The organism is Streptomyces sp. NPDC028298, from assembly GCF_055565895.1.
On the sequence record NZ_JBVHTL010000002.1, the window covers coordinates 766292 to 792567 of the forward strand.

Sequence of the window (26276 nt, forward strand, 5' to 3'; positions counted from 1 at the left end):
GTTGTGATGCCATGTCCTGGTCACGACTGCGTCTCCCTCCGCACTCCGGATCTGCGCGCGCGGGTAGTTGCAGCGGCCGCTTTCGCGGCTGCGAGCCCCCCTCCCCGACCTTGCGGCTCGTCGCGGCCCTATTAAATTATCAGCGACCAATCCAATCCCTTCGATCAGCAACGAGACAAAAAAGCTCAGAGCTCAACGAGTTCCCCTGGTTCACCCAGCGCGAGCAGTCGTAACTCCCGTCCCGGACGGCATGTTCCGCCACGCGCGACGAGCGCCGCCGAGCCCTCCGAACGACGCCCCCTTCCGGCTAACCTGTGGGCATGCCTCGCTACGAGTACCGCTGCCGGACCTGCGGCGACACCTTCGAACTGAGCCGTCCCATGGCCGAGTCGGCCGCCCCCACGGCCTGCCCCGCCGGGCACGACGACACCGTCAAACTGCTGTCGGCGGTCGCCGTCGCGCGGGGCGGCTCGGCGTCCGCGCCGGCGCCCCAGCCGCCTTCGGGCGGCGGCGGAGGCGGGTGCTGCGGCGGAGGCTGCTGCGGCTGAGCGCGGGGATTTCTTACCAACTCTTCAGCCTCGTCCCATTCGAACCCCCGGCGTGCCGCGACGGCATGGCGTCGGTCACACCAACGCGTCCGCGCCAGGGGCAAGTTCGACACATCCCCCAGGACGCCCCGAACCGGGCGTGTCGCGGACCGGAGCCCTACGGCCTCCCGACCCGGCGGAAAGAGCGCCGGAGTTGGGCAGTCCGGGCACTCCACCGCGAACACGGTTCGGAATGCCGGTCGAAACGACAGCGGTCCCGTGGGGAGGGTGCGCCGAGGACGATCACCCTCGGTACGCCCGTCCCCACGGGACCGCGACAGGAAACGGAATTACCTATTCCGAATTCCGGGAGTAGTTGAAATTCAGACGAGTCCCCGGCCGGCCTCGACACAGGCGCCCATGAACTCGCGCAGGATGCGCTCCCCCGCCACCACACCCCGCTCCGGCAGCGTGGCGATCGCCGGAGCCGTCCAGTCGGCCTCGGCAAGTTCGCCGTGGCCCGGACGCCAGCCGCGGTCGGCGGCGAGCAGCAGGTCGGCGTCGAGCAGCGAGTCGCCGGCGGCGAGGGTGAGCGGGGCTCCGGTGCGGCGGGCGACCTCGCGCACGGCCGCGCTCTTGGTGAGCGGCCCGGGGACGGCGTAGATCTTGCGTCCCTGCAACGAGACCGTCCAGCCGCGGCTCTCGGCCCACGCGGTGAGGTCCTTGACCCACTGCTCGGGCAGCAGTTCCCGCTCGACCACCAGGTAGACGAACAGGTCCTCGGCGACGCGGTGTTTGCGCACCCACTCCGGGTCCGCGGTCGCCTCCAGGTGCTCGCGGACCTCCTCCAGCGGCGCGCACTCGGAGGCGAGCCGCTCCTGCACGCTGCGGCGCCAGTCGGGGTCGGAGACACCGTCGACGAGCAGATGTCCGCCGTTGGCGCAGATCGCGTACTCGGGCTCCGGGCCCGGCAGGTTGATGCGCTGGTACTGCTTGCGGGTGCGGGTCGTGGTGGGCACGAAGTGCGCGATGTCGCCGAGTTCGGTGAGCAGCCCGGCGGCCGTCTCCGTCATGTAGGAGAGGGGCTTGCTCTCGTGCACCTCGACGCAGAGCAGCCGGGGCGCGCGGGCGTCCGGCATGGTGAGCGCGAGCGCGGCGGAGGAGTAGATGAGTGTGCGGTCGAGGTCGCTGGCGACGAGCACCTTGGGCGTGGACATCAGAGGGTCACCGCCTTGCCGTCGGCACCGGTCGCGCCGCGCGTGTACTTCGGGTGGATCAACCCCACACAGGTGTACGGGAGTTCGTCGACCTCCTCGACGGGCACCCCGCGCTGCTCGGCGAGCAGCCGGACGTGGTCGAGGTCGGCGCCCGCTCCGGCGCGCGCGAGGATCTTCCAGGGGACCCGGCGCAGCAGTACCCGGGTGGTCTCGCCGACGCCCGGCTTGACGAGGTTCACGTCGTGGATGCCGTACTCCTCACTGATCCGTTCGACCGCCGCCCAGCCCTCCCAGGTGGGTTCGCGGTCGGCGGCGAGGAGTTCCTTCGCCCGGTCGCGGGCGGATTCGGCGACGTCGGGGAAATGGGCGGCGACGGCGTCGAGGAACTCGACGGAGACGTCGGAGCCGGCGAGCTCGCGGTAGAACTTCGCGCCGTGGAAGTCGTGTTCGCCGACCAGGTCGGAGCGCAGGACGGTGCGCGAGATCAGCCCGGAGACGGTCGAGTTGAGGCACGCGGAGGGGATGAGGAAGTCCTCGCGGGTGCCGTACGTGCGCACGCAGGAGCCCGGGTCGGCGAGGACCGCTATCTCCGGGTCGAAGCCGGTGATGCCCTCGGCCTCCTCGAACTCCTCGATGGCGTCGGCGAGTTCGCGGGTGATGGCGCCCTTGCCGGTCCAGCCGTCGACGAAGACGACGTCGGCGGGGTCGTGGTGGGCGGCGAGCCAGCGCAGCGCGTTGGCGTCGATGCCGCGGCCGCGGACGATGGAGACGGCGTAGTGCGGCAGGTCGAGGCCGTGCTGGTGGTGGGCCCAGCGGCGCATCAGGACGCCGACGGGGGTGCCGGCGCGGGCCAGGGACACCAGGACGGGGCGCGGGGAGCGGTCGGCGAGCACGAGTTCGGTCACGGCGCCCACGGCCTCGGCGATCCGGGCGGCGGAGGCGTCGAGGGCGGCGTGGAAGAGCTCCTGGTACGCGGCGCTCGGCTGGTACTCGACCGGCAGCGACTCGGCGTAGTGGGCGCCGCCGCTCTGGATGGCCTCCTCGCGCTCCTCGGTCGGCGCCTCCAGCGTCACGTCCGACAGGTCCTGCAGCAGCCAGCCGACCTCGTCGGGGGCGTACGAGGAGAAGGCGGGGCCGCGGAGGGGCTCGGGCAGCATGGAGGGCCTTTCGGTGGACGGCCGTACGGGCGTGTACGAGGGCACGACGGCGAGCATGACGTGCGGGGTGTGCGCCGCCAACTGTGCCAACAGCCCGTCGGGTGCGTGCAGTTCGGGGGTGTCGGCGGTGGAGTCGACGACCGCGACGACGGCGTCGAAGCCGGCGCCCGCGACGTTGTAGGCGTAGCGCTCGCCGGGGCCGTCGTCCGGGTCGTCGTGGGCCGGGAAGGCGATGCGGCTGCGGATGGCGTAGCCGGGGTCGTCGAGGGCGAGCACCGGGGAGCGGGTCGTGGTGGAGAAGTACACCTCGGCGGGGGCGGAGCGCTCCAGTTCGTGGGCCAGGCGCAGCGGCGCGTACATCAGTTCCTCGAAGCCGAGGACCAGGACGCGGCCCGCGTCGGCGGGCAGGGCGTCGGCGAGCCGGGCCGCCATGGCGGGCAGGGCCGCTTCCATGCGTATTCGGTGTCCGGGGGTGAATCCGTGCCGTCCGCCGTCGGGGAGGCCGTGGGGCCAGCCGAGGTCGACGCGGACGGCCGGGCCGGCGTCCGGGGCGGCGGGGTGGGCGGGCGCCGCCGTCTCGTGGCGGGCGACCAGGGCGGTGCCCTTGGCCAGGACGTCCTCGGGCAGGCGCACCGTGCCGGAGGCGGCCGCGATCAGGTCCACGCGGGCGCCGATGTCGCCGGCGAACTTCTCGAAGCGCGCGTGGTCGGCGGCCGAGCGCATGTCGACGAGCGCGACGACGACGTACCGCTCGCGCGGGTAGCGCCGGTGCAGGTCGCGGATGGTGTTGAGGACGGTGTTGCCGGTGGAGAACTCGTCGTCGACGAGGACGAGCGGGCCGGAGCCGGCGAGCAGGCCCGGGTCCTCGGGCAGGAGGAGGTGCGAGGTGGCGTGCGAGTGGGACTCCTCGAAGCCGCCCGCCGGCCGGACTCCGCGGACCGGGCGGCGGGTGGAGTGGAGGTAGGGGGCGACGCCGATCCCGTCGGCGACGGAGTGGCCGAGCCCGGTGGCCGTCTCGGCGTATCCGAGGACGACGGCCGCGCGGGCGTCCTCGGGGCCCAGCAGCTCGCGCACGCGCCGGCCGAGCTCGACGCCGTACCCGTGGACCACGGCCGGTGACTGCGGCACGTGCTTGCCGAGGATGTTCGAGACGAGCAGGTGGGCGCGCTTGGGGTTGCGTCGCAGGGCGAGCCCCAGCAGGCCGCTCAGCCCCTCGTCGCCGACGAGCTCGACGCCGAGCCGCTCGGCGACCCAGGTCCCGGTCCACACCGCGTCGTCCGCGTCGTGCCCGGGGTCCGTGGCGTGCGCGGGGTCCGGGCCGCGCACGCCGTCCGGGCCGCTGCCGCCGTCGGGGTGGTTCGGGTCGTGCGCTGGGGTGTTCATCTGTTCCTTGCTGTCGGGGGTGCTCTTCGCTCGGCCGGACCGGCTCACGCCGGCAGTCCGGCGGTGAGCAGCTCGACGAAGCCGATGTCCTCGCGGGCGACGCCGAAGACCTCCGCGCGCAGCAGGGTGCGCTCGGCCCAGGCGCGATGCGGCTTCACCTCGTTCATTTTGTTCGTGTACGCCGATCTCAGTACACCGCCGCCGCCGCGCTCCGGCCTGAGGATGTCCTGGGCGTCACTGAATTCCTCGTGGCTGACCACGGACAGTGCGTGGACGGGCGGTACGTGCGAGGGGTGGATGCAGGTCTTGCCCATGAGGCCGTTGGCCTGGTCGAGGGCGATCTCGCGCAGCAGTCCGTCCATGGCGTGTTCGAGCAGCCGCTCGCGCAGTTCCTCCGCCTCTCCCTCCAGGAAGGGGCTGCGGCGGAGCTGCGGCTTGAACATGCGTTCCGGGACGCGGAAGTACTCCCAGACGGGCCCGGTGACGGTGAAGCCGCTGCCGTCGGCCCGGCCCAGCATGTTCACCACGTCGGCGATCACGGAGGCGACGACCTGGACGTCGTACGCGGTCATGTCGGGGGCGCGGCGCAGCCCGTAGGAGGAGCAGAAGTCGGTGACGCCGAGGCGCAGGGCGAGCACCCGGTCGCGGTACTTGTCGACGGCTCGGAAGATGCCTTCCAGCGTCTCGACGCGCGATTCGCGGTAGAGCAGTTCGGGCGACTCCAGGACGGGCATGGCGAAGAGCCGCCTGCCGCTCTCCGCCTCGGCGGCGGCGAGGGCCTCCAGGAAGGGGGTGCCGCGTTCCTCGGTGAATTTCGGCATCACGAAGCCGGAGAGCAGCGAGACGGCGGGGCCGAGGCGCCGTACGAGGTCGGGGATCTGCTCGGGGAAGCGGACACGGACGAAGAGCAGGGGCAGCTCTCCGGTGCCGGGGCGGGCGGCGAGGTCGGTGAACTGGCGGACCAGGTTCTGCTCGGCGCCCACGACCTCGGAGTCGTCGATCGAGTCCTCCAGGCACAGGACCATCGAGACGACGCCGCGTGCGGCCTGCTTGACGATGTCGTCGGCGAGGGTCGTCCGGGTCGCCGGGCTGTACAGCGTCGCGCCGAGGGCGGCGGCGAGCACTCTGGCCGGGGACTCGGACGTGAAGACGCCGGGTTCCTGGTGGAAGAGCCGCTGCCGCTCCTCCGGGGTGACGTGACCGAAATGACGCATGGGACTCCCCCGCGGCGGCTAGGTGGCCGAATGTGATGTGGCCGGTAATGGTACGTACGTTTCCATGTCAGAGATTCCCACCGGGCGTGAAGTTCAGGTAACTCCACCATGTCGAACACCGGCCGGTTCCGGAACGACCCCACATTGTCGTGACCAGGACCGACAGGGCAGGATGACCGCATGACGCACGCGATGCTGAAAGGGTCGAACGTCCCGCTGGACTCCACAGCGGTGCGCGCCGTCCTGCGCTGGACGCCCGGCCAGGGTGTCCCCGATGTCGATGCCTCCGCGCTGCTCCTCGGCCCCGACGGTCGTGTGCGATCCGACGAGGACTTCGTCTTCTACAACCAGCCCCGCCATCCGTCGGGCAAGGTCTGGCGGCTCGGCAAGAAGCGCGGCGCCGAGGGCCTCACCGACACGATCCAGACGGATCTGACGGGTGTCGAGCCCGGCGTCGGACAGATTCTCCTGGTCGCATCGGCGGACGACGTCACCTTCGACCACGTACGCGATCTGCGCATTCTGCTGTACGACGCGGGCGTCGCGGACGGTGAACCTCTGGCGTACTTCGACATCAAGCCGGAGACCGGGGCGGAGACCGCGCTGATCTGCGGCGAGCTGTACCGGCGCGGTGACGGGTGGAAGTTCCGGGCGCTCGGCGAGGGCTACTCCAACGGTCTGGTGGGGCTCGCGACGGATTTCGGGATCTCGGTGGACGAGTCGGAGGCCGCGGCCGGGTCCGCGCCGGAGACGGCCGCCTGGGCCGCGCCCGCGGCGGCTCCGGAGACCTCGCAGCCGCTGCCGCCCGAGCACGCGGCCCCGGTCCCGCAGCAGCCGGCCCCGGTGCCGCAGCAGCCCGCCTACGGCTATCCCGGGCCCGCGGCCGCTGCCTCGACCGGCCCCGCGTACGGCTACCCGCAGCCGGCGGGACGGCAGGAGGATCCTTCCGCCTACGGCTACCCGCAGCCGCAGAGCGCCCCGGCCACGCAGCCCGCGTACGGGTTCCCGCAGGCGGTGGGATCGGGCCCTGACCCCGACTTCCGGCTGCCGCCGCAGGGGCCCCAGTTCCTCTCCCGCTGAGTCCGGCGGGGGCGGATGCCGTCGGCCGGCCGTGCGCGAGCACCGCGGGCCGGCGGGAGACGCCCTAACGGTCGGCCTTCGACTTGTAGCCGCGGCCCCACTGGAGCCCCCAGCCGTAGAGGCGGTCGAGTTCGGCCTGGAAGCCGTACACGAACCGGACCTCGCGGCGCACGGTCACCTCGCCCTTGTTGCACTCGATCATGACGACGGCGCAGGAGCGGGCCTGCGGATGGCGCTCCTCCAGGCCGATCTCGATGCGCGGGCCGTTGCTCGGGTAGAGCGTGATGATGGCGTGCGTACGATCGAAGGCCGGGGTCTGGTCGTAGATGTAGACGAAGACCAGCAGGCGCTTGATGTCGTCGCGGTGGTCGAGGTTGACGTAGGCCGTCTCGCCCGAGCCGGAACCGAAACGGTCGTCGCCGCTGAGCTTCACGAACGGCGGGGCGTTGAGTTCGCCGAAGAAGCTGCCGAGCGGCTGGACGACGCCCTTGGTGCCGTCGGTCAGCTCGTACATGACGCCGAGGTCGAGGTCGACGTTGACCATGCTCTGGGTGTGGGCCTGCACCACTTCCGGCTTGAAGGTGCGGAAGGGGTGGCGCAGCAGACTTCCGCGCTGGGGCCCGCCGATGTCGGACGTGCGCATCCGCCAGGACAGGTTGATGCGGAGGTTGCCGCTGGCCGCGCCCTGTTTGGTGAGCGAGACCGTGTGGTTGCGCTTGGTCATCTCGATGGAGTTGGAGGCCGCGCTGCCGGAGTCGAAGTCCGCCGAGCGGCCGCGCCACAGGTCCTGCCAGATTCCCATTCGGCCCCCCACGTGTCTGGTGTGCGGCGGGGCGGCCGACGAGTCCTCGTCGACCGCCCCGCTCAGAGCGTTCCTCAGCCGGAGGGGTGTCACACCCCGGACGAGACCTCAGCCTTCTCGTCCGAGGTCGGGCCTTTTCCCTCGGCCTCGGCGAGCGCCTTGTTGCGGCGCACGGAGGACCAGAAGGACCAGCCGATCAGGACGACGCCGACGAGACCGGTGATGACCTCGTTGATCTCGTACTGGATGGTGACCAGGAGGATCGCGGCGAGGGCGCCGATGGCGTAGTGCGCGCCGTGCTCCAGGTAGACGTAGTCGTCGAGGGTGCCCTGGCGGACGAGGTAGACGGTGAGCGACCGGACGTACATGGCGCCGATGCCGAGGCCGAGCGCCATGAGCACGATGTCGTTGGTGATGGCGAAGGCGCCGATGACACCGTCGAAGGAGAAGGAGGCGTCCAGCACTTCCAGGTAGAGGAACATGAAGAACGCGGCCTGGCCGGCGAGGACGATGGCCGGCTTCTTCTTGCCGGTCCGTTCGGCCTCCTCCTCTTCCTCGTGTTCGCGCTCCTCCTCCTCTTCGAGCTTGTCCTCGAAGTAGCCGGAGAGACCGCCGACGATCATGTACGTGATCAGGCCGGCGATGCCGGAGATCAGTACCGTCTGTGCCTTGTCGACGTGGCCGCCGCCGTGCTGGTGGGCGTGGACCGCGAAGGTCATGGAGGTGATCAGCAGGACGATCAGGGCGATGCAGACCGACAGCATGTCGACCTTGCCGAGCTTGGCCAGCGGGCGCTCGATCCAGCGCAGCCACTGGATGTCCCGGTCCTCGAAGATGAAGTCGAGGAAGATCATGAGCAGGAACATGCCGCCGAAGGCCGCGATCGACGGGTGGGCGTCGGTGACGAGCTGCTGGTACTGGTCCTTGTCGTTCAGCGCGAGATCGACCGCGTCGATCGGGCCGATCTTGGCGCTGATCGCGACGATCACGACGGGGAAGACCAGGCGCATGCCGAAGACGGCGATCAGAACGCCGACCGTGAGGAAGATCTTCTGCCAGAAGGCATTCATCTTCTTCAGGATCCCGGCGTTGACCACCGCGTTGTCGAAGGACAGCGAGATCTCCAGGACGGCCAGGATCGCCACGATCCCGAAGGCGGTCCACCCCCCGTAGACGGCCGCCGCGGCCAGACCGAGCGCGGTGATCGCGAACGACCAGCCGAAGGTTTTCAGAAGCACTGGCTACCCAATCATCGTGTGGTGGGGGCACCCCCAAGCGGTGGCTCAGGGAGTGCGCAACCCCCGTGCCGTACTCGGCTTTACCTACTGTTGACCACGAAGTCTAAGGGGCCGCCTTCGGCTGATACAGGTGGGTCTAGGAAACATTGACCCCGAAGTCGAGTGCGATGCCCCGCAGCCCCGACGCGTACCCCTGACCGACGGCACGGAACTTCCATTCCGCGTTGTAGCGGTAGACCTCGCCGAAGATCATCGCCGTTTCGGTGGAGGCGTCCTCGGAGAGGTCGTAGCGGGCGAGCTCCTGGCCGTCCGCCTGGTTGACGACCCGGATGAACGCGTTGCTGACCTGGCCGAAGGTCTGGCCGCGGTTGTCCGCGTCATGGATGGACACCGGGAAGACGATCTTGTCGACCACGGCGGGGACCTTGGCGAGGTCGATCAGGATCGACTCGTCGTCGCCCTCGCCCTCACCCGTGAGGTTGTCGCCGGTGTGCTCGACGGAGCCGTCCGGGCTCTTGAGCTGGTTGTAGAAGATGAACCACTCGTCCCCGAGCACACGGCCGCCGCTGCACAGCAGCGCGCTCGCGTCGAGGTCGAAATCGGCTCCGGTGGTGGAGCGCGCGTCCCAGCCGAGCCCGATCATCACATGTGTGAGGTTCGGTGCGGCCTTCGAGAGGGAGACATTGCCCCCCTTGGCGAGCGTGACGCCCATGATGCTGGTCCTCCCGAGGTGCGATCTTCTGTTGGTACGGCCGGTCCGGTGCCGCACCGAGCGGTGCGGCACCGGACCGGGATGCCCGAGGGCCGGCGGACTCAGACGTTGACGCCGAAGTCCTGCGCGATGCCGCGCAGGCCCGAGGCGTAGCCCTGGCCGATGGCCCGGAACTTCCACTCGGCGCCGTTGCGGTAGAGCTCGCCGAAGACCATCGCGGTCTCCGTCGAGGCGTCCTCGGAGAGGTCGTAGCGCGCGATCTCCGCTTCGCCGGCCTGGTTCACGACGCGGATGAACGCGTTGCGGACCTGGCCGAAGGACTGCTGGCGGTTCTCGGCGTCGTAGATGGAGACCGGGAACACGATCTTCGTGACGTCGGCGGGAACGGCGGCGAGGTTGACCTTGATCTGCTCGTCGTCGCCCTCACCCTCACCGGTGATGTTGTCGCCGGTGTGCTCCACCGAGCCGTCCGGGCTCTTCAGGTTGTTGAAGAACACGAAGTTCTGGTCGGTGCTGACCTTGCCGTCCGCGTTCGTGAGGATGGCGCTGGCATCGAGGTCGAAGTCCACGCCGGTGGTGGTCCGGGCGTCCCATCCCAGACCGACGATGACCGCGGTCAGTCCCGGGGCCTCCTTCGACAGCGATACGTTGCCGCCCTTGCTGAGGCTGACTCCCACGAGTCCTCCCAATGGTGTTCAGGGGCGGGGAGCCCCGTAGGTGCGTTGGTATCGGATCAACGGTTCGATCCTAGTGAGGGGTTCCCGTGCCTTGCAGGGCTTGGAACCGAAGAATCACAGGGTGTCGAGCGCCTTGACGTACTCGTTCAGGTCACGCGCGTCCGGCAGCGCGTTGACGACGGTCCAGCGGACGACGCCCTCCTTGTCGATGATGAACGTGCCGCGCACGGCGCAGCCCTTGTCCTCGTCGAAGACGCCGTACGCGCGCGAAATGTTGCCGTGCGGCCAGAAGTCGGAGAGCAGCGGGTACTCCAGGCCCTCCTGCTCGGCGAAGACGCGCAGGGTGTGGATGGAGTCGTTCGAGACCGCGAGGAGCTGGGTGTCGCGGTCCGTGAACTGCGGCAGGTTGTCGCGCAGGGAGCACAGCTCGCCGGTGCACACACCGGTGAAGGCGAAGGGGTAGAAGAGCAGTACGACGTTCTTCTCGCCACGGAAGTCGGACAGCTTCACGGTGGCGCCGTGATTGTCCTTGAGCTCGAAGTCCGGGGCCTTGGTGCCGACCTCGACGGCCATAGTCACTCGCTTCCCTTCCAAGGGTCTGTTCGGGTGACGCCCAGCGTACGCAGTGATCGGCTCGCGGCGGCGGCGCGACCCCGGCCGGGTCCCCCGGGTGCCGGTTCCGGGCATGCGTGAGGCCCCCGCCGAGGTGGCTCGGCGGGGGCCTCACGGATGCTCTGCGTGCAGACGGGGCTGCAGCTCAGCGCTTCGACTTGGGAGTGGCCAGGCGGGTGCCCGACCATTCCTTGCCGACGGAGATGCTCTTCGTCTGGGAGAGGCCGGCTGTCTGTGCGGCATCGCTGATGTCGCTGGGCTCGACGTAACCGTCCCTGCCGGTCTTCGGGGTCAGCAGCCAGATGTTGCCGCCGTCCTCGAGGAAACTGATGACGTCCACCAGTGCGTCCGTGAGATCGCCGTCCTCGTCCCGGAACCACAACAGCACCACATCGGCGACGTCGTCGTAGTCCTCGTCGACCAGATCCTGGCCGATCAGCGATTCGATGCCTTCACGGAGCTCGTGGTCAACGTCGTCGTCGAAGCCGATCTCCTGGACCACCTGTCCGGGCTCGAACCCCAGCCTGGCGGCCGGGTTGGTCCGCTCCTCCGCGTGGTCCGCGGTCGCGCTCACGGCTTGCCTCCTGATCATGTTTCGGAATGGGGGTCTCCCTCTGCTCGTCCAGAGCGGGGGGATCTCAGCCACGCGCGTACGCGAAGCGTTGGCCGTAGTCCACACGGGCGGAGCGGATCGCGCAAGTACCCGGCCGCCGAGACCGCCGAAACGGTGACGATCCTGGCAGTGCCGACGCAACTCCCGACGGGCCTTCATGACGCCGCGTGACGGGCACCACACACTTCTGCCCCATTTATTCCCTTCGGAACCCTCGGGGCGTGCGAAAGCCGAACTGCTTTGCGGAACGCGTCACCCCCTGAGCGTATCGTTACGTTTTGGTCGAGACCGCCCCAACGGTCCGCACGAGCGACTCGGTTACCCCCTGGTAGAGATGACGTACGCGTTCGCGGGGTACACGATGGGGATCGGTGCAGATGCAGGGAAAACCCACGAAGACAGCCCTCTGACAGCGAAGGAACAGCGTGGCTTCCGGATCCGATCGCAACCCGATCATCATTGGCGGCCTTCCCAGCCAGGTCCCGGACTTCGACCCTGAGGAGACTCAGGAGTGGCTCGACTCCCTCGACGCCGCCGTCGACGAGCGCGGCCGCGAGCGGGCCCGCTATCTGATGCTGCGGCTGATCGAGCGAGCCCGCGAGAAGCGCGTGGCCGTGCCCGAGATGCGCAGCACGGACTACGTCAACACGATCGCGACCAAGGACGAGCCGTTCTTCCCGGGCAACGAGGAGATCGAGCGCAAGATCCTCAACGCGACCCGCTGGAACGCCGCCGTGATGGTCTCCAGGGCGCAGCGCCCCGGCATCGGCGTGGGCGGCCACATCGCGACCTTCGCCTCCTCCGCCTCGCTCTACGACGTCGGCTTCAACCACTTCTTCCGCGGCAAGGACGAGGGCGACGGCGGCGACCAGATCTTCTTCCAGGGGCACGCCTCCCCCGGCATCTACGCCCGCGCCTTCCTTCTCGACCGGCTCTCCGAGCAGCAGCTCGACGCGTTCCGCCAGGAGAAGTCGAAGGCGCCCTACGGACTGTCCTCGTACCCGCACCCGCGGCTGATGCCGGACTTCTGGGAGTTCCCGACCGTCTCGATGGGCCTCGGCCCGCTCGGCGCGATCTTCCAGGCGCGGATGAACCGCTACATGGAGGCGCGCGGCATCGCGGACACCTCCAGGTCCCATGTCTGGGCGTTCCTCGGCGACGGCGAGATGGACGAGCCCGAGTCGCTGGGCCAGCTCTCCATCGCCGCGCGCGAGGGCCTGGACAACCTGACCTTCGTCGTGAACTGCAACCTCCAGCGCCTCGACGGCCCGGTGCGCGGCAACGGCAAGATCATCCAGGAGCTGGAGTCGCAGTTCCGGGGCGCCGGCTGGAACGTCGTGAAGCTGGTCTGGGACCGCACCTGGGACCCGCTGCTCGCGCAGGACCGCGACGGGGTGCTCGTCAACCGGCTGAACACGACGCCGGACGGCCAGTTCCAGACGTACGCCACGGAGACGGGCGCGTACATCCGCGACCACTTCTTCGGTGACGACCACCGGCTGCGCGCGATGGTCGAGAACATGACCGACGACCAGATCCTGCACCTGGGGCGCGGCGGCCACGACCACAAGAAGATCTTCGCGGCGTTCTCGGCGGCCAAGGCGCACGCGGGCCAGCCGACGGTGATCCTGGCGCAGACGGTCAAGGGCTGGACGCTCGGCCCGAACTTCGAGGGCCGCAACGCCACGCACCAGATGAAGAAGCTGACGGTCTCCGACCTCAAGGGCTTCCGCGACCGGCTGCACCTGCCGATCTCCGACAAGGAGCTGGAGGACGGCGCCCCGCCGTACTACCACCCGGGCCGGGACTCGGAGGAGATCCAGTACATGCACGACCGCCGCAAGGGCCTCGGCGGTTACGTGCCCACGCGTGTCGTGCGGTCGAAGCCGCTGGTCCTGCCCGAGGACAAGACGTACGCGAGCGTGAAGAAGGGTTCGGGTCAGCAGTCCATCGCCACGACCATGGCGTTCGTCCGGCTGCTCAAGGACCTCATGCGGGACAAGGAGATCGGCAAGCGGTTCGTGCTGATCGCGCCCGACGAGTACCGCACGTTCGGCATGGACTCGTTCTTCCCGAGCGCGAAGATCTACAACCCGCTCGGCCAGCAGTACGAGTCGGTGGACCGCGAGCTGCTGCTCGCCTACAAGGAGTCGCCGACCGGCCAGATGCTGCACGACGGCATCTCGGAGGCGGGCTGCACGGCCTCGCTGATCGCCGCGGGTTCGGCGTACGCCACGCACGGCGAGCCGCTCATCCCGGTCTACGTCTTCTACTCGATGTTCGGTTTCCAGCGCACGGGCGACCAGTTCTGGCAGATGGCGGACCAGTTGGCGCGCGGTTTCGTCCTGGGCGCGACCGCCGGGCGGACGACGCTGACCGGTGAGGGGCTCCAGCACGCGGACGGCCACTCGCAGCTCCTCGCCTCGACGAACCCGGGCTGTGTCGCCTACGACCCGGCGTTCGGCTTCGAGATCGCGCACATCGTCCAGGACGGTCTGCGCCGCATGTACGGCTCGTCCGACGAGCACCCGCACGGCGAGGACGTCTTCTACTACCTCACCGTCTACAACGAGCCGCTCCAGCACCCGGCGGAGCCGGAGAACGTGGACGCCGAGGGCATCCTGAAGGGCCTGTACCGCTTCAGCGAGGGCACCTCGGGCACGATCCCCGCGCAGATCATGGCGTCCGGCATCGGCGTCACCTGGGCGATGGAGGCGCAGCGGATCCTCGCCGAGGAGTGGAACGTCAGGGCCGACGTGTGGTCGGCGACGTCCTGGAACGAGCTGCGGCGCGAGGCGGTCGACGTCGAGCGGCACAACCTGCTGCACCCCGAGGAGGAGCAGCGCGTCCCGTACGTGACGCGGAAGCTGTCCTCCGCGCAGGGTCCGTTCGTGGCCGTCTCCGACTGGATGCGATCGGTTCCCGACCAGATCGCGCGGTGGGTGCCGGGCACCTACCAGTCCCTCGGCGCGGACGGTTTCGGCTTCGCGGACACGCGCGGCGCGGCCCGGCGCTTCTTCCACATCGACGCGCAGTCGATCGTGGTCGCCGTGCTGACCGAGCTGGCCCGTGAGGGCAAGGTGGACCGGTCGGTGCTGAAGCAGGCCGTCGACCGCTATCAGCTTCTCGACGTGCGGGCGGCCGACCCGGGCGCGGCGGGCGGCGACGCGTAGGGCGTGAGCCCGGCAGGACCGACGAGGGGCGGCGGGCCGTGGGCCCGCCGCCCCTCACCCGTTTTCTTTCTACGATGCGGGCATGAATGCGGCCATGGATGCGGGCATGAACGAACAATCGGCGCAGGCCCGCTGGGAGCTGCGCACCCAGCGGCCCCTGCTCGTGCTCGCGGTGGCGTTCGCCCTCGCCTACGCCGTGCCGATCGTGGACAGCGACGCCGGCCGCTCCGTCACGTTCACCTGCACGGTCGTGGAGTGGGTGGTGTGGGGGGCCTTCGCGGCCGACTACCTCGTCCGGCTCGCCCTCGCCCCGCGACGGCGGGTCTTCGTCCGCGGTCACTGGATGGACCTGTGCGCCGTGATCCTGCCGATCCTGCAGCCGCTGCGGCTGCTGCGGCTCGTCTCCACGCTGACGCTGGTGGGGCGGCGCGCCCGGATGGCCTCGCAGATACGGCTGACGACGTACGTCGGGGGCGCGGTCGTCGGGCTGCTGATGTTCGGCTCGCTGGCGGTGCTGTCGGTGGAACGGGACTCGCCGAACGGGAACATCAAGACGCTGGGTGACGCGGTGTGGTGGTCGTTCACGACGATGACGACCGTCGGATACGGCGATCACGCCCCGACGACGGGGATGGGCCGTGTCCTCGCGGTCGGTCTGATGCTCTCCGGGATCGCGCTCCTCGGTGTGGTCACCGCGAACATCGCGGCCTGGTTCATCTCGCGGTTCGAGAAGGACGACGTGGAGGAGCGGCGGCAGACGGCGGCGATCGAGGCGCTCACGGCCGAGGTGCGCGCGCTGCGGGCCGAGGTCGCCGCCCTGACCGAGGGCCCGGGAATCCTGCCGCATCCCCTGGCGGCGGGGTCGGAGGAGCACTCACCCACGTAACGGACGGGATCGAAGGAGCGCTCGCCCACGTAACCGGCGGGGTCGGAGGAGCACTCGCCCACATAGCCGGCAGGGTCGGAGGAACACTCGCCCACGTAACCGGCGGGCCCGCGTGCCGCTCGAAGCGGTGCGCGGGCCCGTGTCCGGTCCGGTCCCCGGAGGCGTCAGAGCAGGCCGTTGCCCGGTCCGCCGCCCAGCCAGATGACCGCCAGGAGTGTGTCGATCGCTCCCAGCACCAGGGCGATCAGCGCCGGCACCGGCCCCGAGCCGGTCCAGCGGCGGCCCATCGCGAGCCAGCCGCAGACCATCGCGGCCGGTCCGAGGACGATCCCCAGCGTGAAGAAGCCCGCCACCGCGCACACGGTGCCGACGATCCCCAGGGTCGCGCTGTCCGGCCCGGTCCGTGATCCTGTACGGCCACGTGAACGGGGGTACCTGCGCGTACCGTTTCCGAAGCCCGCCATCATCAACTCCTGAACTCCCGTGACCTGTCGGTCGGTTCGGGTCGATGGACCGGGTACCCCCGTTTCACGCCGGCAGACCCGCCCGCGCCCGGGCGGGTCTGCCGGAGGCGGACGGGTCAGATGTGACCGACGCCCGCACCGGCTTCGGCGTTCTCGCCGCGCTTGGTGAACAGCGCGACGAAGACGGCCACGACGGCGACCACGGCGGCGACGAGGCAGGCGAGGCTCATGCCGGAGATGAACGTGTCGTGCGCGACCACCGAGATCTTCGCCGCGATGGCCTCCGGCATGCCCTTGGCCACCGGCGCCATGCCCTGCTGAACGGCCTGCGAGGCCAGGGCCTCCTGCGCGTCGGTGAGCTTGGGCAGCCCGGCCCCGACCCAGTTGCCCGCGAGGTCGTTGTCGACCTTCGACGCCATCACGGCACCGAGCACGGCCGTACCGAGGCTGCCGCCGATCTGCATGGCCGCCTGCTGGAGACCGCCGGCGACGCCGGAGAGCTCCATCGGGGCGTTGCCGACGATGACCTCGGTGGCGCCGACCATGACCGGCGCGAGACCGAAGCCGAGCAGGGCGAACCAGATGGACATCAGGCCGCTGGAGGTGTCCGCCTCCAGCGTCGACATGCCGTACATGGCGATCGCGGTCGCCGCCATGCCGCCGGCGAGCGGGATGCGCGGGCCGAGCTTGGTGATGGCCAGACCCGCGAGCGGGGAGCCGACGATCATCATGCCGGTGAGCGGCAGCAGGTGCAGGCCCGCGTCGACCGGGCTCATGCCGTGCACGTTCTGGAGGTAGAACGTCACGAAGAACAGGCCGCCCATGAACGCGATGGCCATGAGCACCATCAGCACCACACCCGCCGAGAGCGGGACGGAGCGGAAGAGGCCGAGCGGGATCAGCGGTTCCGCGACGCGCTTCTCCCACAGGGCGAAGCACACGAAGCCGAGGACCGAGGCACCGAGGAAGGACCAGGTCTTGACGTCGCCCCAGCCCCAGGCCGGGGCCTTGATGAGGGCCCAGACCAGGCAGAACATGGCGCCGGAGAGCAGCGCGATGCCGAGCAGGTCGAAGGAGCGCGGGGCGTTCTCGGCGCGGTGGTCCTTGAGGATCAGCACACCGAGGACGAGCGCGAGGGCGCCGACGGGCACGTTGATGAAGAACACCGACTGCCAGCTCACGTGCTGGACGAGCAGACCGCCGAGGATCGGACCGCCCGCGGTGGAGGCGCCGATGACCATGCCCCAGATGCCGATCGCCATGTTCAGCTTCTCGGCCGGGAAGGTCGCGCGGAGCAGGCCGAGCGCGGCGGGCATGAGCAGCGCGCCGAACAGACCCTGGAAGACGCGGAAGGTGACCACGAAGGCGATGCTGTGCGACAGGCCGATCGCGCCGGACGCGGCGGCGAAGCCGGTCACGCCGATCAGGAAGGTCTGCCGGTGGCCGAAGCGGTCGCCGAGCTTGCCCGCGGTGATGAGGGAGACCGCGAGGGCGAGGAAGTAGGCGTTGGTGATCCACTGGACGTCGGCGAAGGTCGCGCCGAGGTCCTGGGCGATCGCCGGGTTGGCGATGGCCACGATGGTGCCGTCGAGGGCCACCATCATGACCCCGACGGCCACGGTGATGAGGGTGAACCACGGATGGCCGCGCAGGCCCGTGGACGGGGCCTGGTCCAACGGCGGGACCGGAGTCTTGTCCTCCGGGCCCGTCTTGTCGATGGTGGTCTGACTAGTCATTTTTCGAGGCTAGTGACAGTCGCTGACAATTGACAAACCGATTCACAAGTCGGTAACTGTCACGTCACTCACAGATAGGCTGAACTGGGCGAACTGTTGGCGAAGGAGAGAGCGCGGCACCATGACGGACACGGTCCCCCCTGCGCAGGTGACGCGCCCCGGGCTGCGGGAGCGCAAGAAGCAGCGCACCCGGGACGCGCTGCTGCGGGCCGCCCTCGAACTGTTCACGACCCAGGGTTACGAGGAGACCACGGTCGACGAGATCGCCGAGGCCGTCGACGTCTCCCAGCGCACCTTCTTCCGCTACTTCGCGGGCAAGGAGGACGCGGCCCTGTTCCTGCAGCGGCTCTCGGAGTCGCATTTCATCGCCGCGGTGCGCGAACGGCCGCCCCACGAGGCACCGTTGGAGGCGCTGCGGCGCGCCGTGCTGGAGAGCTGGGACACCATCGGCGAGGCGATCGAGGCGGTGGTGCCCATCGAACTGCACATGCGCACCTACCAATTGATCGAATCGACCCCGGCGCTGCTCGCGGTGCACCTGCGCCGCTCGGAGGAGATCGAGGAGGAGATCGCGCGGCTCATCGCCGAACGCGAGGGCCTCGACGTGGACAGGGACCCGCGTCCGCGCATCGCGGTCGCGGTGTTCGGCGGGGTGATGCGCGTCACGGGCCGGCTGTGGGGGGCCGGCGAGGACACCAGCGTCGAGGCGATCCGTGAGCTGACCGCGGCCTATCTCGACCATGTGGGGCCCGCGTTGGCGGAGAAGTGGGGCCCCGCCCCGCGGTGACGCCGGGCCCTGCCCCGCGGTGACGCCCGCCCGCGCGATCCGGCACCTCTCACCCAGGCCGATCGACGCATGCCCGTGTACGGAACCTCACGTACGCCCGCGCTCGTTGTAGAGGTGACGTGCGCGCGAGATGTGCCGCGTAGGCCTCCGGGTCTTCACAACACCCCCGTACGGAGCGTCACATATCGCACACGCATAGCAGGAAAGCACGTACAGAGTGTCACCATTTAACTCAAACTGAACCCGGTTTGCCCCAATCACCCCATCAGAAACGTGATCCCAGTCACTCGTTTAACGGGAGGCTCTTCACTTCTCCTAGGGTGTCCTCTCAGTGACTTCCTTCGACACCACCCCCCAACTCAACGTCTGGCGCGCTCTGCTCGCGCTGGCCGTGGTGTTCGTGATGCTGGCCACCAGTGGCTGGACCGCGCTCCACAGCCACCGGGCAGCCTCACCGCTCCAGGCGTCCCGCTCCGCGTGGGAACGCGGCAGCATCGCCGGGCACAAGCTGCCCGACCCGGACTCCGCTCCGGGGCTGCTGACGCATTTCTTCACCACGCTCGACACGCAGGAGCGTGCGGAGCTCGCTCACCGCTACCCGCTCGCGGTCGGCAACATGAACGGGGCGCCGGTGACCCTGCGCTACGCGGCGAACCGTCTCGCGCTCAAGCACGAGCGCACGGTCGAGCGCGGGCGCATGCACGACAACCGGCTGTCCTCGGTCGGCCAGTACGACGCCGGCCGCCGCATGCACCGCTACGAGGCGCTCCTGCACAAGGGCCGCAAGATCCTCGCCTTCGACCCCAACGGCTCGGGCCGCGTCGCCGAGGTCTTCGGCGACCTCGACAGGGCCGACCGCGTCTCGGTCGTGGTGCCCGGCGTGGACACCGACCTGCTCACCTTCCAGCGCACGTACAAGCAGTACGCGGCGCCGGTCGGCATGGCGGGCTCGCTGTACGCGGCGGAGCGCGCGGCCGACCCCGGCACGCGTACGGCCGTGATCGCGTGGGCCGACTACACGACGCCCAGCGGACTGGGCATCGACTCGGCCACCGCCATGCGGGCCGAGGACGGCGCGGTGCGGCTGAACGCGCTGCTGCGGGCACTGCCGGGCAGCTCCGAGGTGGCGCTGTACTGCCACAGCTACGGCTCGGTGCTGTGCGGGGTGGCGGCCTCGAAGCTGCCCGCCAGGGTCTCCGACATAGCGGTGGCCGGCAGCCCCGGCATGCGGGCGGCGAAGGCGGCGAACCTGCGCACGACCGCGCGGGTCTGGGCGATGCGCGACACGGACGACTGGATCCAGGACGTGCCGCACATGGAGGTCGGCGGCCTCGGGCATGGCGCGGACCCGGTCTCCAAGGGGTTCGGGGCGCGGGTGCTGTCGGCCGAGGGGGCGAAGGGGCACGCCGGCTACTTCGAGCCGGGCACGGAGAGTCTCCGCAACTTCGCGGAGATCGGGATCGGTGCGTACCGCGCCGTCCGCTGTGCGCACGATGATGACGCCTGCCGGACGGGTTTGTCCGCCGGTGCGTCGGTCTGACGCGCGTAGAGGACGAAAAACTGCGGTCCGCCCAGAGAGGCGACGGAGGCTTGCGTGCCGCATACGATGGCCCGCATGGGTGACGTACTGGCCGGTTTTCATGCCGCCTGGGAGTTCGAGTCCGACTCCGTGCTCATCCGCTTCGAACGGGGGATCCGCACACCGAAGCTGTTCCAGGCGCTCGGCGAACGCCGTGTCCCCCTGGAGGCGATCGCTGCGGTGACGCTGACGCCCGGGAAGCGAGGCACGGTCGTTCTGCGTGCGGTGCCGAGGCCCGGCGCCGATCCGCTGATGGAAGCGGCCGCGGGACAGCTCAAGGAGGGGTGCGACCCCTATCGGCTGGTGCTGCCCGCCGACCGCGAGACGCTCGCCGAGTACTACGCGGACGAACTGCGCGGACAGCTCACCGGGGACGAGGAGCCGGCCGAGCGCTTCCTCGTGAAGCCGCCCGAGGGGCCGCTGACCTTCAAGGCCTACGACGGGAAGGCCACCTTCGACGGCAAGACGGTGTCCTTCCGGTGGTTCTGGACGGGCGCGTCCTCGGCGAAGTGGAAGGCCGGAGACCAGACGTTCCCGGTCTCCTCGCTGTGCGGGGTCGAATGGCGCTCGCCCGAGGTGTTCGAGGGGCATCTGCGGCTGCTGCGCCGGGACCCCGCCCCGGCACATCCCGCGCAGGCGGACCAGGACCCGGCGGCCGTCGTCTTCGGACTCGGGTACGGGCCCGTCCACGAGTCGCTGCCGTTCGCGGCGGCCGTGCTCGCCGCCGCGCGCTCCGCGAGTCCCGCTCCGGTGGACGCGGTCCCGGCGCCGCACCGCGACCCGGCCGACATCGCCGACCGGATCCGGCATCTCGGGGAGCTCCACGAGGCGGGGCTCGTCACGGACGAGGAGTTCTCCGTGAAGAAGGCGGAACTGCTCGCCCAGCTCTGAGGCACGGGTGCCCCGAAGGGGGCCCTCGCCTCAGGAGCGCTCGGCGGCGAGGGCCTGGCCCGCGTCGCCGTAGAAGCCGATCTTCCGGTCGAGCACGGCCAGGGTGTCCTGGAGCTCGGCGATCCGGGCCCGGACGTCCCGGCGGGTGGCTTCCAGGAGTTCGTAGCGCTCCCTGTACGTGTGGTCGCCGGCACGCACCATCTCCGCGTAGCGGACCATGTCGGCGACCGGCATCCCGGTGAGCCGGAGCTTGCCGACGAGGCCCAGCCAGTCCAGGTCGCGGTTGCTGTAGCGGCGCTGGCCGGTGTGCGAGCGGTCGATGTGCGGCATCAGCCCGATGCGCTCGTACCAGCGCAGGGTGTGCGCGCTGAGGCCGGTGAAGGCGACGACTTCGCTGATCGTGTAGTTGTCCCGGCCGTCCGGGCGCCGCGGCTCCTGCTCGGGGGGCTCGGCGCAGGTGTCGGTCCCGGTGGCCTCGGCTGTGGTCTCCATCACCGTCATGCCCCCACGCTAAAACCTTGGAGTGCACTCCAGGCAACCCGAACCGGCCGAAAACCCCAGGACATGGCCGGGAGACGCCGGTGACCGTGCTGATCGACCCCGGCGGGCAGCCCGCCCCCTCCATGCGGCCGGTCCTCCGGGGCACTTAGGGTCGGGGTATGTCCTTGCAGAGCCTGGCGCTGATCTCGAACTGGCCCGTTCCCACCGCCGCCGCAGCGGTCGTCCGGGCGGACGGCACCGTGGCCGGCACGCACGGTCCCGGCGGGCACCGGTTCGCGCTGGCGTCCGTGACCAAGCCGCTCGCCGCGTACGCCGCTCTCGTCGCGTACGAGGAGGGTGCCATCGAGCTCGACGAACCCGCGGGGCCCGCCGGTTCGACGGTCCGCCACCTGCTCGCGCACACCTCGGGTCTGGCCTTCGACGAGCACCGGGCGACCTTCACGCCCGGTGAGCGGCGGCTGTACTCCAACGCCGGCTTCGAGGTGCTCGGGGACCACATCGCCAAGGCGGCCGACATGCCCTTCGCGGAGTACGCGCGCCAGGCGGTCCTCGAACCGCTCGGCATGACCGCGACGACGCTGGACGGTTCGCCCGCCAAGGACGGCGTCTCGACGGTGGACGACCTCGTCCGCTTCGCCGCCGAGCTCCAGGCGCCCCGGCTGCTGGACCCGCGCACGGTCGCGGAGGCGATGACCGTCCAGTACCCCGGCACCAAGGGCGTCCTTCCGGGGTACGGCCACCAGAACCCCAACGACTGGGGGCTCGGCTTCGAGATCCGCGACTCCAAGTCGCCGCACTGGACGGGGAACGCGTCCTCGGCGCGCACCTTCGGCCACTTCGGGCAGGCCGGTACGTTCCTGTGGGTCGACCCGGCCGTGGGCGCCGCCTGCGTCGCGCTGACCGACCGGACCTTCGGCCCCTGGGCGGTCGAGGCGTGGACCCCGTTCACGGACGCGGTCTTGGCCGACCTCGCGGCCTCCTGACGCGGGCCGGCGTCAGCCGACCGTCATCTCCCACACCAGCAGCTCCGCCGGCGCGCCCGCGACCAGTTCCAGGTCCTTCGCGTCCGTGACCCGGGCCGCGTCCCCCTCCCCCAGTTCCACGCCGTCCAGCCGGACCTCACCGCGCACGACGTGGACGTACACGTAGGACCCGTCCGGGACCGCCGTGCGCTCGCCCGCCGTCAGCCGGCGGACATGGAGCATGGCGCCCGCCTCGGGGACGGCGTACGGGGTGGAGTCGGCGATGCCGCGGACGGTCTCGTAGGCGGGGTCGCCGCCCGGCTCCAGCGGGGCCAGCCACATCTGGACGAAGACCAGCGGCAGCTCGCCGTCGTTGCGCTCGACGTGACGGACTCCGCCCGCCGAGCTCAGCCGCTGGACGTCGCCGTGCCGCAGCACCGACACGTTCCCCGCCGAGTCGCGGTGGGTCAGTTCGCCCTCCACCACCCAGGTGACGATCTCGGTGTGGCTGTGCGGGTGCTCGTCGAAGCCCGCGCCGGGGGCGAGCCGCTCCTCGTTGCAGGCGATGACCGCGCCGAAGCGGAGGTTGTCGGGGTCGTAGTGCGGGCCGAAGGAAAAGGCGTGGAGCGAGGAGATCCCGGCCGCCGGGTCCCCTCCGCGGTAGCGCTCGTCGGCGCGGCGGACGTCCATCACCCCACCACGGTAGCCGTGGCCGGGCGGCGGCTCCTCGCTTACTTGCGACCCGCCGCCGCACGGCTCCGTCCGGATAAGGCAGTCTTGTCCCGTGCCCGAACCCGAAGCCAGCAACACCGAGCGCCCAGCGCACGACGTCGACTCGCACACCGCGACCCTCAAGCGGCTGGAGAAGTCGGCCGGCAGTCTCGCCGCCCAGGCCATCACGCGCATGGACGAGACGCTGCCGTGGTACCGGGCCATGCCACCGGAGAACCGGTCGTGGATCGGGCTGGTCGCCCAGGCCGGTATCGCGGCCTTCACGGAGTGGTTCCGGCACCCGGACGCCCCGCAGGCCATCTCCACGGACGTCTTCGGCACCGCGCCACGCGAGCTGACCAGGGCCATCACGCTGCGCCAGACGGTGGAGATGGTGCGGACGACAATCGAGGTCATGGAATCGGCCATCGACGAGGTGGCGGCGCCCGGCGACGAGTCCGTGCTGCGCGAGGCGCTCCTCGTGTACGCCCGCGAGATCGCCTTCGCCACCGCCCAGGTGTACGCGCAGGCCGCGGAGGCGCGCGGCGCCTGGGACGCCCGGCTCGAGTCGCTCGTGGTGAACGCGGTGCTCTCCGGCGAGGCCGACGAGGGCGCCGTCTCCCGGGCCGCCGCGCTCGGCTGGAACTCGCCCGAACATGTCTGCGTGGTGCTGGGCACGGCACCCGACGGTGACAGCGAGCTGACCGTCGAGGCGATCCGGCGGGCGGCACGGCACGCCAAGCTGCAGGTGCTGACGGGAGTGCTCGGGGACCGGCTGGTCGTCATCGCGGGCGGCAGCGACAACCCGCTGGCCGTCGCCAAGTCGCTGATCGGTCCGTACGCCGCCGGATCGGTGGTCGCGGGCCCGATCGTGCCCGATCTGCTGGCCGCGACCCGGTCCGCGCAGGCCGCGGCGGCCGGGCTCAAGGCGTGTTTCGCCTGGCAGGACGCCCCTCGCCCGGTGCTGGCGGACGATCTGCTGCCGGAGCGCGCGATCGCCGGAGACCCGTCGGCCCGCGAGCAGTTGGTGGAGGAGATCTACAGACCGCTGGAGGAGGCGGGCTCGGCGCTCCTGGAGACGCTCAGCGTCTATCTGGAACAGGCGAGCAGCCTCGAAGGCGCGGCCCGCATGCTGTTCGTCCATCCCAACACCGTGCGCTACCGGCTCCGACGTGTGACTGACGTCACCGGCTGGTCGCCCTCGGATGTTCGATCGGCGTTCACGCTGCGGATCGCGCTGATCCTGGGGCGTCTGGCCGATGGAGATCCACAAACCTAGGCTTTTGTCGGGCCCCTACAATTCCCCCTCGTGTTCTTCGTCCCTGTCCCCACGGGCGGCCGTGGCCGTCCACAAGAGAGAGTGTGAGAGTGCTCGTACTCGTCGCTCCCGGCCAGGGCGCTCAGACGCCCGGCTTCCTGACTCCTTGGCTCGACCTCCCCGGCGCCGCCGAACGCCTCGCCGCGTGGTCGGACGCCATCGGGCTGGACCTTGCCCACTACGGCACCCAGGCCGACGCGGACGCGATCCGTGACACGGCCGTCGCGCAGCCGCTCCTGGTCGCCGCCGGTCTCCTGTCCGCCGCCGCCCTCGGTGACGTCACCCCCGGTGCCGTCGCCGGCCACAGCGTCGGCGAGATCACCGCGGCCGCGTTCGCGGGAGTGCTCGACGACACCGCCGCGCTGGACCTCGTACGCAAGCGCGGCCTCGCGATGGCCGACGCCGCCGCCATCACGCAGACCGGTATGTCGGCGCTGCTCGGCGGTGACCCCGACACGACGGTCGCGCACCTGGAGAAGCTCGGGCTGACCCCGGCGAACGTGAACGGCGCCGGCCAGATCGTGGCCGCCGGCACGCTGGAGCAGCTCGCCGCCCTGGAGGCGGACAAGCCCGAGGGTGTCCGGCGGGTCGTGGCCCTGAAGGTGGCGGGCGCGTTCCACACCCACCACATGGCCCCCGCGGTCGACGCGCTGGCGAAGGCCGCCGAGGAGCTGACCCCGGGCGACCCGCGGGTCACGTACGTCTCGAACCGTGACGGCCAGGCGGTGGCCTCCGGTGCCGAGGTCCTCTCCCGCCTGGTCGGCCAGGTCGCCAACCCGGTCCGCTGGGACCTGTGCATGGAGACCTTCCGGGAGCTCGGCGCGACCGCGCTGATCGAGGTGTGCCCCGGCGGCACGCTGACCGGTCTGGCCAAGCGCGCGCTGCCCGGTGTCACGACGCTGGCCCTGAAGACCCCCGACGACCTGGACGCGGCTCGCGAACTCATCGCCGAGCACGGCGCAGCCTGAGGAGCCCGAGAGCATGACGAAGATCAAGGCACCCAAGGGCGCTCCGTTCGCGCGCATCCTCGGCGTCGGCGGCTACCGTCCCGTCCGGGTGGTGCCCAACGAGGTGATCCTGGAGACGATCGACTCGTCCGACGAGTGGATCCGTTCGCGCTCCGGCATCGAGACCCGGCACTGGGCCTCCGACGAGGAGACGGTGGCCGCGATGTCGGTCGAGGCGTCCGGCAAGGCCATCGCCGACGCCGGGATCGACGCCGACCAGATCGGCGCCGTGGTGGTCTCCACCGTGTCGCACTTCGCGCAGACCCCCGCCATCGCCACCGAGATCGCCGACAAGCTCGGCACGAACAAGGCCGCGGCCTTCGACATCTCGGCCGGCTGCGCGGGCTTCGGCTACGGCCTGACCCTCGCCAAGGGCATGATCGTCGAGGGTTCGGCGGAGTACGTCCTCGTCATCGGCGTGGAGCGGCTGTCCGACCTCACCGACCTGGAGGACCGCGCGACGGCCTTCCTGTTCGGCGACGGCGCGGGCGCGGTCGTCGTGGGTCCCTCGCAGGAGCCCCACATCGGCCCGACCGTCTGGGGCAGCGAGGGCGACAAGGCCGGCACGATCAAGCAGACCGTGCCGTGGGACCGTTTCCGGGTCGGCGACGTCTCCAATCTCCCGCTCGACTCCAAGGGCGAGATCAAGTTCCCTGCCATCACGCAGGAGGGCCAGGCGGTGTTCCGCTGGGCCGTGTTCGAGATGGCGAAGGTCGCGCAGCAGGCGCTGGACGCGGCCGGGATCAGCCCGGACGACCTGGATGTCTTCATTCCCCACCAGGCCAACGAGCGGATCATCGACTCGATGGTGAAGACGCTGAAACTGCCGGGACACGTCACGGTCGCGCGTGACGTGCGCACCACCGGCAACACCTCGGCCGCCTCGATCCCGCTCGCGATGGAGCGGCTTCTGGCGACCGGTGAGGCGAAGAGCGGCGACACCGCGCTCGTCATCGGCTTCGGGGCGGGTCTCGTGTACGCCGCGACGGTCGTTACCCTCCCCTAGGCACTCCGTACCGGATCATCCGG

24 protein-coding genes are annotated in these 26276 nt (G+C 70.3%); 11 read left to right on the top strand and 13 right to left on the bottom strand.

Annotation, left to right across the window (positions count from 1 at the left end; genetic code table 11):
* The first annotated feature begins 320 nt into the window (after positions 1-320).
* Positions 321-548: an FmdB family zinc ribbon protein gene (locus tag ACZ4TO_RS11940; RefSeq protein WP_468024093.1), complete on the top strand. Its 228-nt coding sequence runs from the start codon at positions 321-323 to the stop codon at positions 546-548.
* Positions 549-910: 362 nt separating this feature from the next.
* Here ACZ4TO_RS11940 and ACZ4TO_RS11945 read toward each other — a convergent pair whose 3' ends face one another.
* From ACZ4TO_RS11945 to ACZ4TO_RS11955, 3 genes are read right to left on the bottom strand one after another with little or no spacing between them, the layout of a single operon-like run.
* Positions 911-1744: an HAD family hydrolase gene (locus ACZ4TO_RS11945; RefSeq protein WP_468024094.1), complete on the bottom strand. Its 834-nt coding sequence runs from the start codon at positions 1742-1744 to the stop codon at positions 911-913.
* The gene (locus ACZ4TO_RS11950; RefSeq protein ID WP_468024095.1) at positions 1744-4284 is read right to left on the bottom strand and encodes a phosphoribosyltransferase; all 2541 of its coding nucleotides are present in this window, start codon (positions 4282-4284) and stop codon (positions 1744-1746) included. The genes ACZ4TO_RS11945 and ACZ4TO_RS11950 overlap by 1 nt, the downstream gene beginning before the upstream one ends.
* Positions 4285-4328: 44 nt before the next feature.
* Positions 4329-5498 carry an HpcH/HpaI aldolase/citrate lyase family protein gene (locus tag ACZ4TO_RS11955; protein WP_382781953.1) on the bottom strand — a complete coding sequence of 390 codons (1170 nt, stop codon included), beginning with the start codon at positions 5496-5498 and terminating at the stop codon, positions 4329-4331.
* Positions 5499-5678: 180 nt separating this feature from the next.
* Between ACZ4TO_RS11955 and ACZ4TO_RS11960 the strand changes: the two genes are divergently transcribed.
* Positions 5679-6578 (top strand): TerD family protein, encoded by a 900-nt coding sequence (locus ACZ4TO_RS11960; RefSeq protein ID WP_382781955.1) that lies wholly within the window; start codon positions 5679-5681, stop codon positions 6576-6578.
* Positions 6579-6642: 64 nt separating this feature from the next.
* Here the strand turns inward: ACZ4TO_RS11960 and ACZ4TO_RS11965 are convergent, their stop codons facing one another.
* The 6 genes from ACZ4TO_RS11965 to ACZ4TO_RS11990 all read right to left on the bottom strand — a co-directional run bounded on the left by ACZ4TO_RS11965 (position 6643) and on the right by ACZ4TO_RS11990 (position 11193).
* Positions 6643-7380 carry a TerD family protein gene (locus tag ACZ4TO_RS11965; RefSeq protein WP_382781957.1) on the bottom strand — a complete coding sequence of 246 codons (738 nt, stop codon included), beginning with the start codon at positions 7378-7380 and terminating at the stop codon, positions 6643-6645.
* An 89-nt stretch (positions 7381-7469) separates the two neighbouring features.
* Positions 7470-8618, bottom strand: a complete 1149-nt coding sequence (locus ACZ4TO_RS11970) for a DUF475 domain-containing protein (protein WP_382781960.1) — start codon at positions 8616-8618, stop codon at positions 7470-7472.
* A 136-nt stretch (positions 8619-8754) separates the two neighbouring features.
* Positions 8755-9330: a TerD family protein gene (locus ACZ4TO_RS11975; protein WP_361677826.1), complete on the bottom strand. Its 576-nt coding sequence runs from the start codon at positions 9328-9330 to the stop codon at positions 8755-8757.
* A gap of 101 nt (positions 9331-9431) precedes the next feature.
* Positions 9432-10007 carry a TerD family protein gene (locus ACZ4TO_RS11980; RefSeq protein WP_266758290.1) on the bottom strand — a complete coding sequence of 192 codons (576 nt, stop codon included), beginning with the start codon at positions 10005-10007 and terminating at the stop codon, positions 9432-9434.
* A gap of 114 nt (positions 10008-10121) precedes the next feature.
* Positions 10122-10580 carry a peroxiredoxin gene (locus ACZ4TO_RS11985; protein WP_365483906.1) on the bottom strand — a complete coding sequence of 153 codons (459 nt, stop codon included), beginning with the start codon at positions 10578-10580 and terminating at the stop codon, positions 10122-10124.
* Between the two features lie 184 nt (positions 10581-10764).
* Positions 10765-11193, bottom strand: coding sequence for a DUF3052 domain-containing protein (locus ACZ4TO_RS11990; protein ID WP_382781964.1), 429 nt, complete (start codon positions 11191-11193; stop codon positions 10765-10767).
* Between the two features lie 464 nt (positions 11194-11657).
* On the opposite strand from ACZ4TO_RS11990, the gene aceE reads away from it, so the two are divergent.
* The gene (gene aceE, locus ACZ4TO_RS11995) at positions 11658-14405 is read left to right on the top strand and encodes a pyruvate dehydrogenase (acetyl-transferring), homodimeric type (protein ID WP_468024096.1); all 2748 of its coding nucleotides are present in this window, start codon (positions 11658-11660) and stop codon (positions 14403-14405) included.
* 106 nt (positions 14406-14511) lie between these two features.
* The gene (locus ACZ4TO_RS12000; protein WP_382781970.1) at positions 14512-15291 is read left to right on the top strand and encodes a potassium channel family protein; all 780 of its coding nucleotides are present in this window, start codon (positions 14512-14514) and stop codon (positions 15289-15291) included.
* Between the two features lie 164 nt (positions 15292-15455).
* Here ACZ4TO_RS12000 and ACZ4TO_RS12005 read toward each other — a convergent pair whose 3' ends face one another.
* Positions 15456-15758 carry a small hydrophobic protein gene (locus tag ACZ4TO_RS12005; RefSeq protein WP_369482870.1) on the bottom strand — a complete coding sequence of 101 codons (303 nt, stop codon included), beginning with the start codon at positions 15756-15758 and terminating at the stop codon, positions 15456-15458.
* 113 nt (positions 15759-15871) lie between these two features.
* Positions 15872-17491 carry an MFS transporter gene (locus ACZ4TO_RS12010; protein WP_468024097.1) on the bottom strand — a complete coding sequence of 540 codons (1620 nt, stop codon included), beginning with the start codon at positions 17489-17491 and terminating at the stop codon, positions 15872-15874.
* A gap of 121 nt (positions 17492-17612) precedes the next feature.
* On the opposite strand from ACZ4TO_RS12010, the gene ACZ4TO_RS12015 reads away from it, so the two are divergent.
* The 3 genes from ACZ4TO_RS12015 to ACZ4TO_RS12025 all read left to right on the top strand — a co-directional run bounded on the left by ACZ4TO_RS12015 (position 17613) and on the right by ACZ4TO_RS12025 (position 20748).
* On the top strand, positions 17613-18278 hold the full coding sequence (locus ACZ4TO_RS12015; protein ID WP_382781975.1) for a TetR family transcriptional regulator: 666 nt from the start codon (positions 17613-17615) through the stop codon (positions 18276-18278).
* Positions 18279-18609: 331 nt separating this feature from the next.
* Positions 18610-19818 (top strand): alpha/beta hydrolase, encoded by a 1209-nt coding sequence (locus ACZ4TO_RS12020; protein ID WP_382781979.1) that lies wholly within the window; start codon positions 18610-18612, stop codon positions 19816-19818.
* A gap of 75 nt (positions 19819-19893) precedes the next feature.
* Complete coding sequence (locus tag ACZ4TO_RS12025; RefSeq protein WP_382781982.1) at positions 19894-20748, top strand: DUF4429 domain-containing protein; 855 nt, start codon at positions 19894-19896, stop codon at positions 20746-20748.
* Between the two features lie 30 nt (positions 20749-20778).
* On the opposite strand, the gene ACZ4TO_RS12030 is transcribed toward ACZ4TO_RS12025, so the two are convergent.
* A complete protein-coding gene (locus ACZ4TO_RS12030; RefSeq protein WP_382781985.1) occupies positions 20779-21249 on the bottom strand; it encodes a MerR family transcriptional regulator in 471 nt (156 codons plus the stop codon).
* A 158-nt stretch (positions 21250-21407) separates the two neighbouring features.
* On the opposite strand from ACZ4TO_RS12030, the gene ACZ4TO_RS12035 reads away from it, so the two are divergent.
* Positions 21408-22232: a serine hydrolase domain-containing protein gene (locus tag ACZ4TO_RS12035; protein WP_382781988.1), complete on the top strand. Its 825-nt coding sequence runs from the start codon at positions 21408-21410 to the stop codon at positions 22230-22232.
* Between the two features lie 12 nt (positions 22233-22244).
* Here ACZ4TO_RS12035 and ACZ4TO_RS12040 read toward each other — a convergent pair whose 3' ends face one another.
* On the bottom strand, positions 22245-22901 hold the full coding sequence (locus ACZ4TO_RS12040) for a pirin family protein (protein WP_382782752.1): 657 nt from the start codon (positions 22899-22901) through the stop codon (positions 22245-22247).
* A gap of 94 nt (positions 22902-22995) precedes the next feature.
* Between ACZ4TO_RS12040 and ACZ4TO_RS12045 the strand changes: the two genes are divergently transcribed.
* The 3 genes from ACZ4TO_RS12045 (at position 22996) to ACZ4TO_RS12055 (ending at position 26253) form a co-directional block, all read left to right on the top strand.
* The gene (locus ACZ4TO_RS12045) at positions 22996-24201 is read left to right on the top strand and encodes a PucR family transcriptional regulator (RefSeq protein WP_382781991.1); all 1206 of its coding nucleotides are present in this window, start codon (positions 22996-22998) and stop codon (positions 24199-24201) included.
* Between the two features lie 89 nt (positions 24202-24290).
* Complete coding sequence (locus ACZ4TO_RS12050; RefSeq protein WP_385042198.1) at positions 24291-25208, top strand: ACP S-malonyltransferase; 918 nt, start codon at positions 24291-24293, stop codon at positions 25206-25208.
* A gap of 13 nt (positions 25209-25221) precedes the next feature.
* Complete coding sequence (locus ACZ4TO_RS12055) at positions 25222-26253, top strand: ketoacyl-ACP synthase III (RefSeq protein WP_382781997.1); 1032 nt, start codon at positions 25222-25224, stop codon at positions 26251-26253.
* The last annotated feature ends 23 nt before the right edge of the window (positions 26254-26276 follow it).

Bases quoted from the DNA above. Each gene is read 5' to 3' on its own strand.
- ACZ4TO_RS11940 (WP_468024093.1), top strand. From the start codon at position 321: ATGCCTCGCTACGAGTACCGCTGCCGGACCTGCGGCGACACCTTCGAA.
- ACZ4TO_RS11960 (WP_382781955.1), top strand. From the start codon at position 5,679: ATGACGCACGCGATGCTGAAAGGGTCGAACGTCCCGCTGGACTCCACA.
- ACZ4TO_RS12010 (WP_468024097.1), bottom strand. From the start codon at position 17,491: ATGACTAGTCAGACCACCATCGACAAGACGGGCCCGGAGGACAAGACT.
- ACZ4TO_RS11955 (WP_382781953.1), bottom strand. From the start codon at position 5,498: ATGCGTCATTTCGGTCACGTCACCCCGGAGGAGCGGCAGCGGCTCTTC.
- ACZ4TO_RS11950 (WP_468024095.1), bottom strand. From the start codon at position 4,284: ATGAACACCCCAGCGCACGACCCGAACCACCCCGACGGCGGCAGCGGC.
- ACZ4TO_RS12005 (WP_369482870.1), bottom strand. From the start codon at position 15,758: ATGATGGCGGGCTTCGGAAACGGTACGCGCAGGTACCCCCGTTCACGT.
- ACZ4TO_RS12035 (WP_382781988.1), top strand. From the start codon at position 21,408: ATGTCCTTGCAGAGCCTGGCGCTGATCTCGAACTGGCCCGTTCCCACC.
- ACZ4TO_RS12015 (WP_382781975.1), top strand. From the start codon at position 17,613: ATGACGGACACGGTCCCCCCTGCGCAGGTGACGCGCCCCGGGCTGCGG.
- ACZ4TO_RS12025 (WP_382781982.1), top strand. From the start codon at position 19,894: ATGGGTGACGTACTGGCCGGTTTTCATGCCGCCTGGGAGTTCGAGTCC.
- ACZ4TO_RS12055 (WP_382781997.1), top strand. From the start codon at position 25,222: ATGACGAAGATCAAGGCACCCAAGGGCGCTCCGTTCGCGCGCATCCTC.
- ACZ4TO_RS11945 (WP_468024094.1), bottom strand. From the start codon at position 1,744: ATGTCCACGCCCAAGGTGCTCGTCGCCAGCGACCTCGACCGCACACTC.
- ACZ4TO_RS12040 (WP_382782752.1), bottom strand. From the start codon at position 22,901: ATGGACGTCCGCCGCGCCGACGAGCGCTACCGCGGAGGGGACCCGGCG.
- ACZ4TO_RS11985 (WP_365483906.1), bottom strand. From the start codon at position 10,580: ATGGCCGTCGAGGTCGGCACCAAGGCCCCGGACTTCGAGCTCAAGGAC.
- ACZ4TO_RS11975 (WP_361677826.1), bottom strand. From the start codon at position 9,330: ATGGGCGTCACGCTCGCCAAGGGGGGCAATGTCTCCCTCTCGAAGGCC.
- ACZ4TO_RS11965 (WP_382781957.1), bottom strand. From the start codon at position 7,380: ATGGGAATCTGGCAGGACCTGTGGCGCGGCCGCTCGGCGGACTTCGAC.
- ACZ4TO_RS12000 (WP_382781970.1), top strand. From the start codon at position 14,512: ATGAACGAACAATCGGCGCAGGCCCGCTGGGAGCTGCGCACCCAGCGG.
- ACZ4TO_RS12030 (WP_382781985.1), bottom strand. From the start codon at position 21,249: ATGACGGTGATGGAGACCACAGCCGAGGCCACCGGGACCGACACCTGC.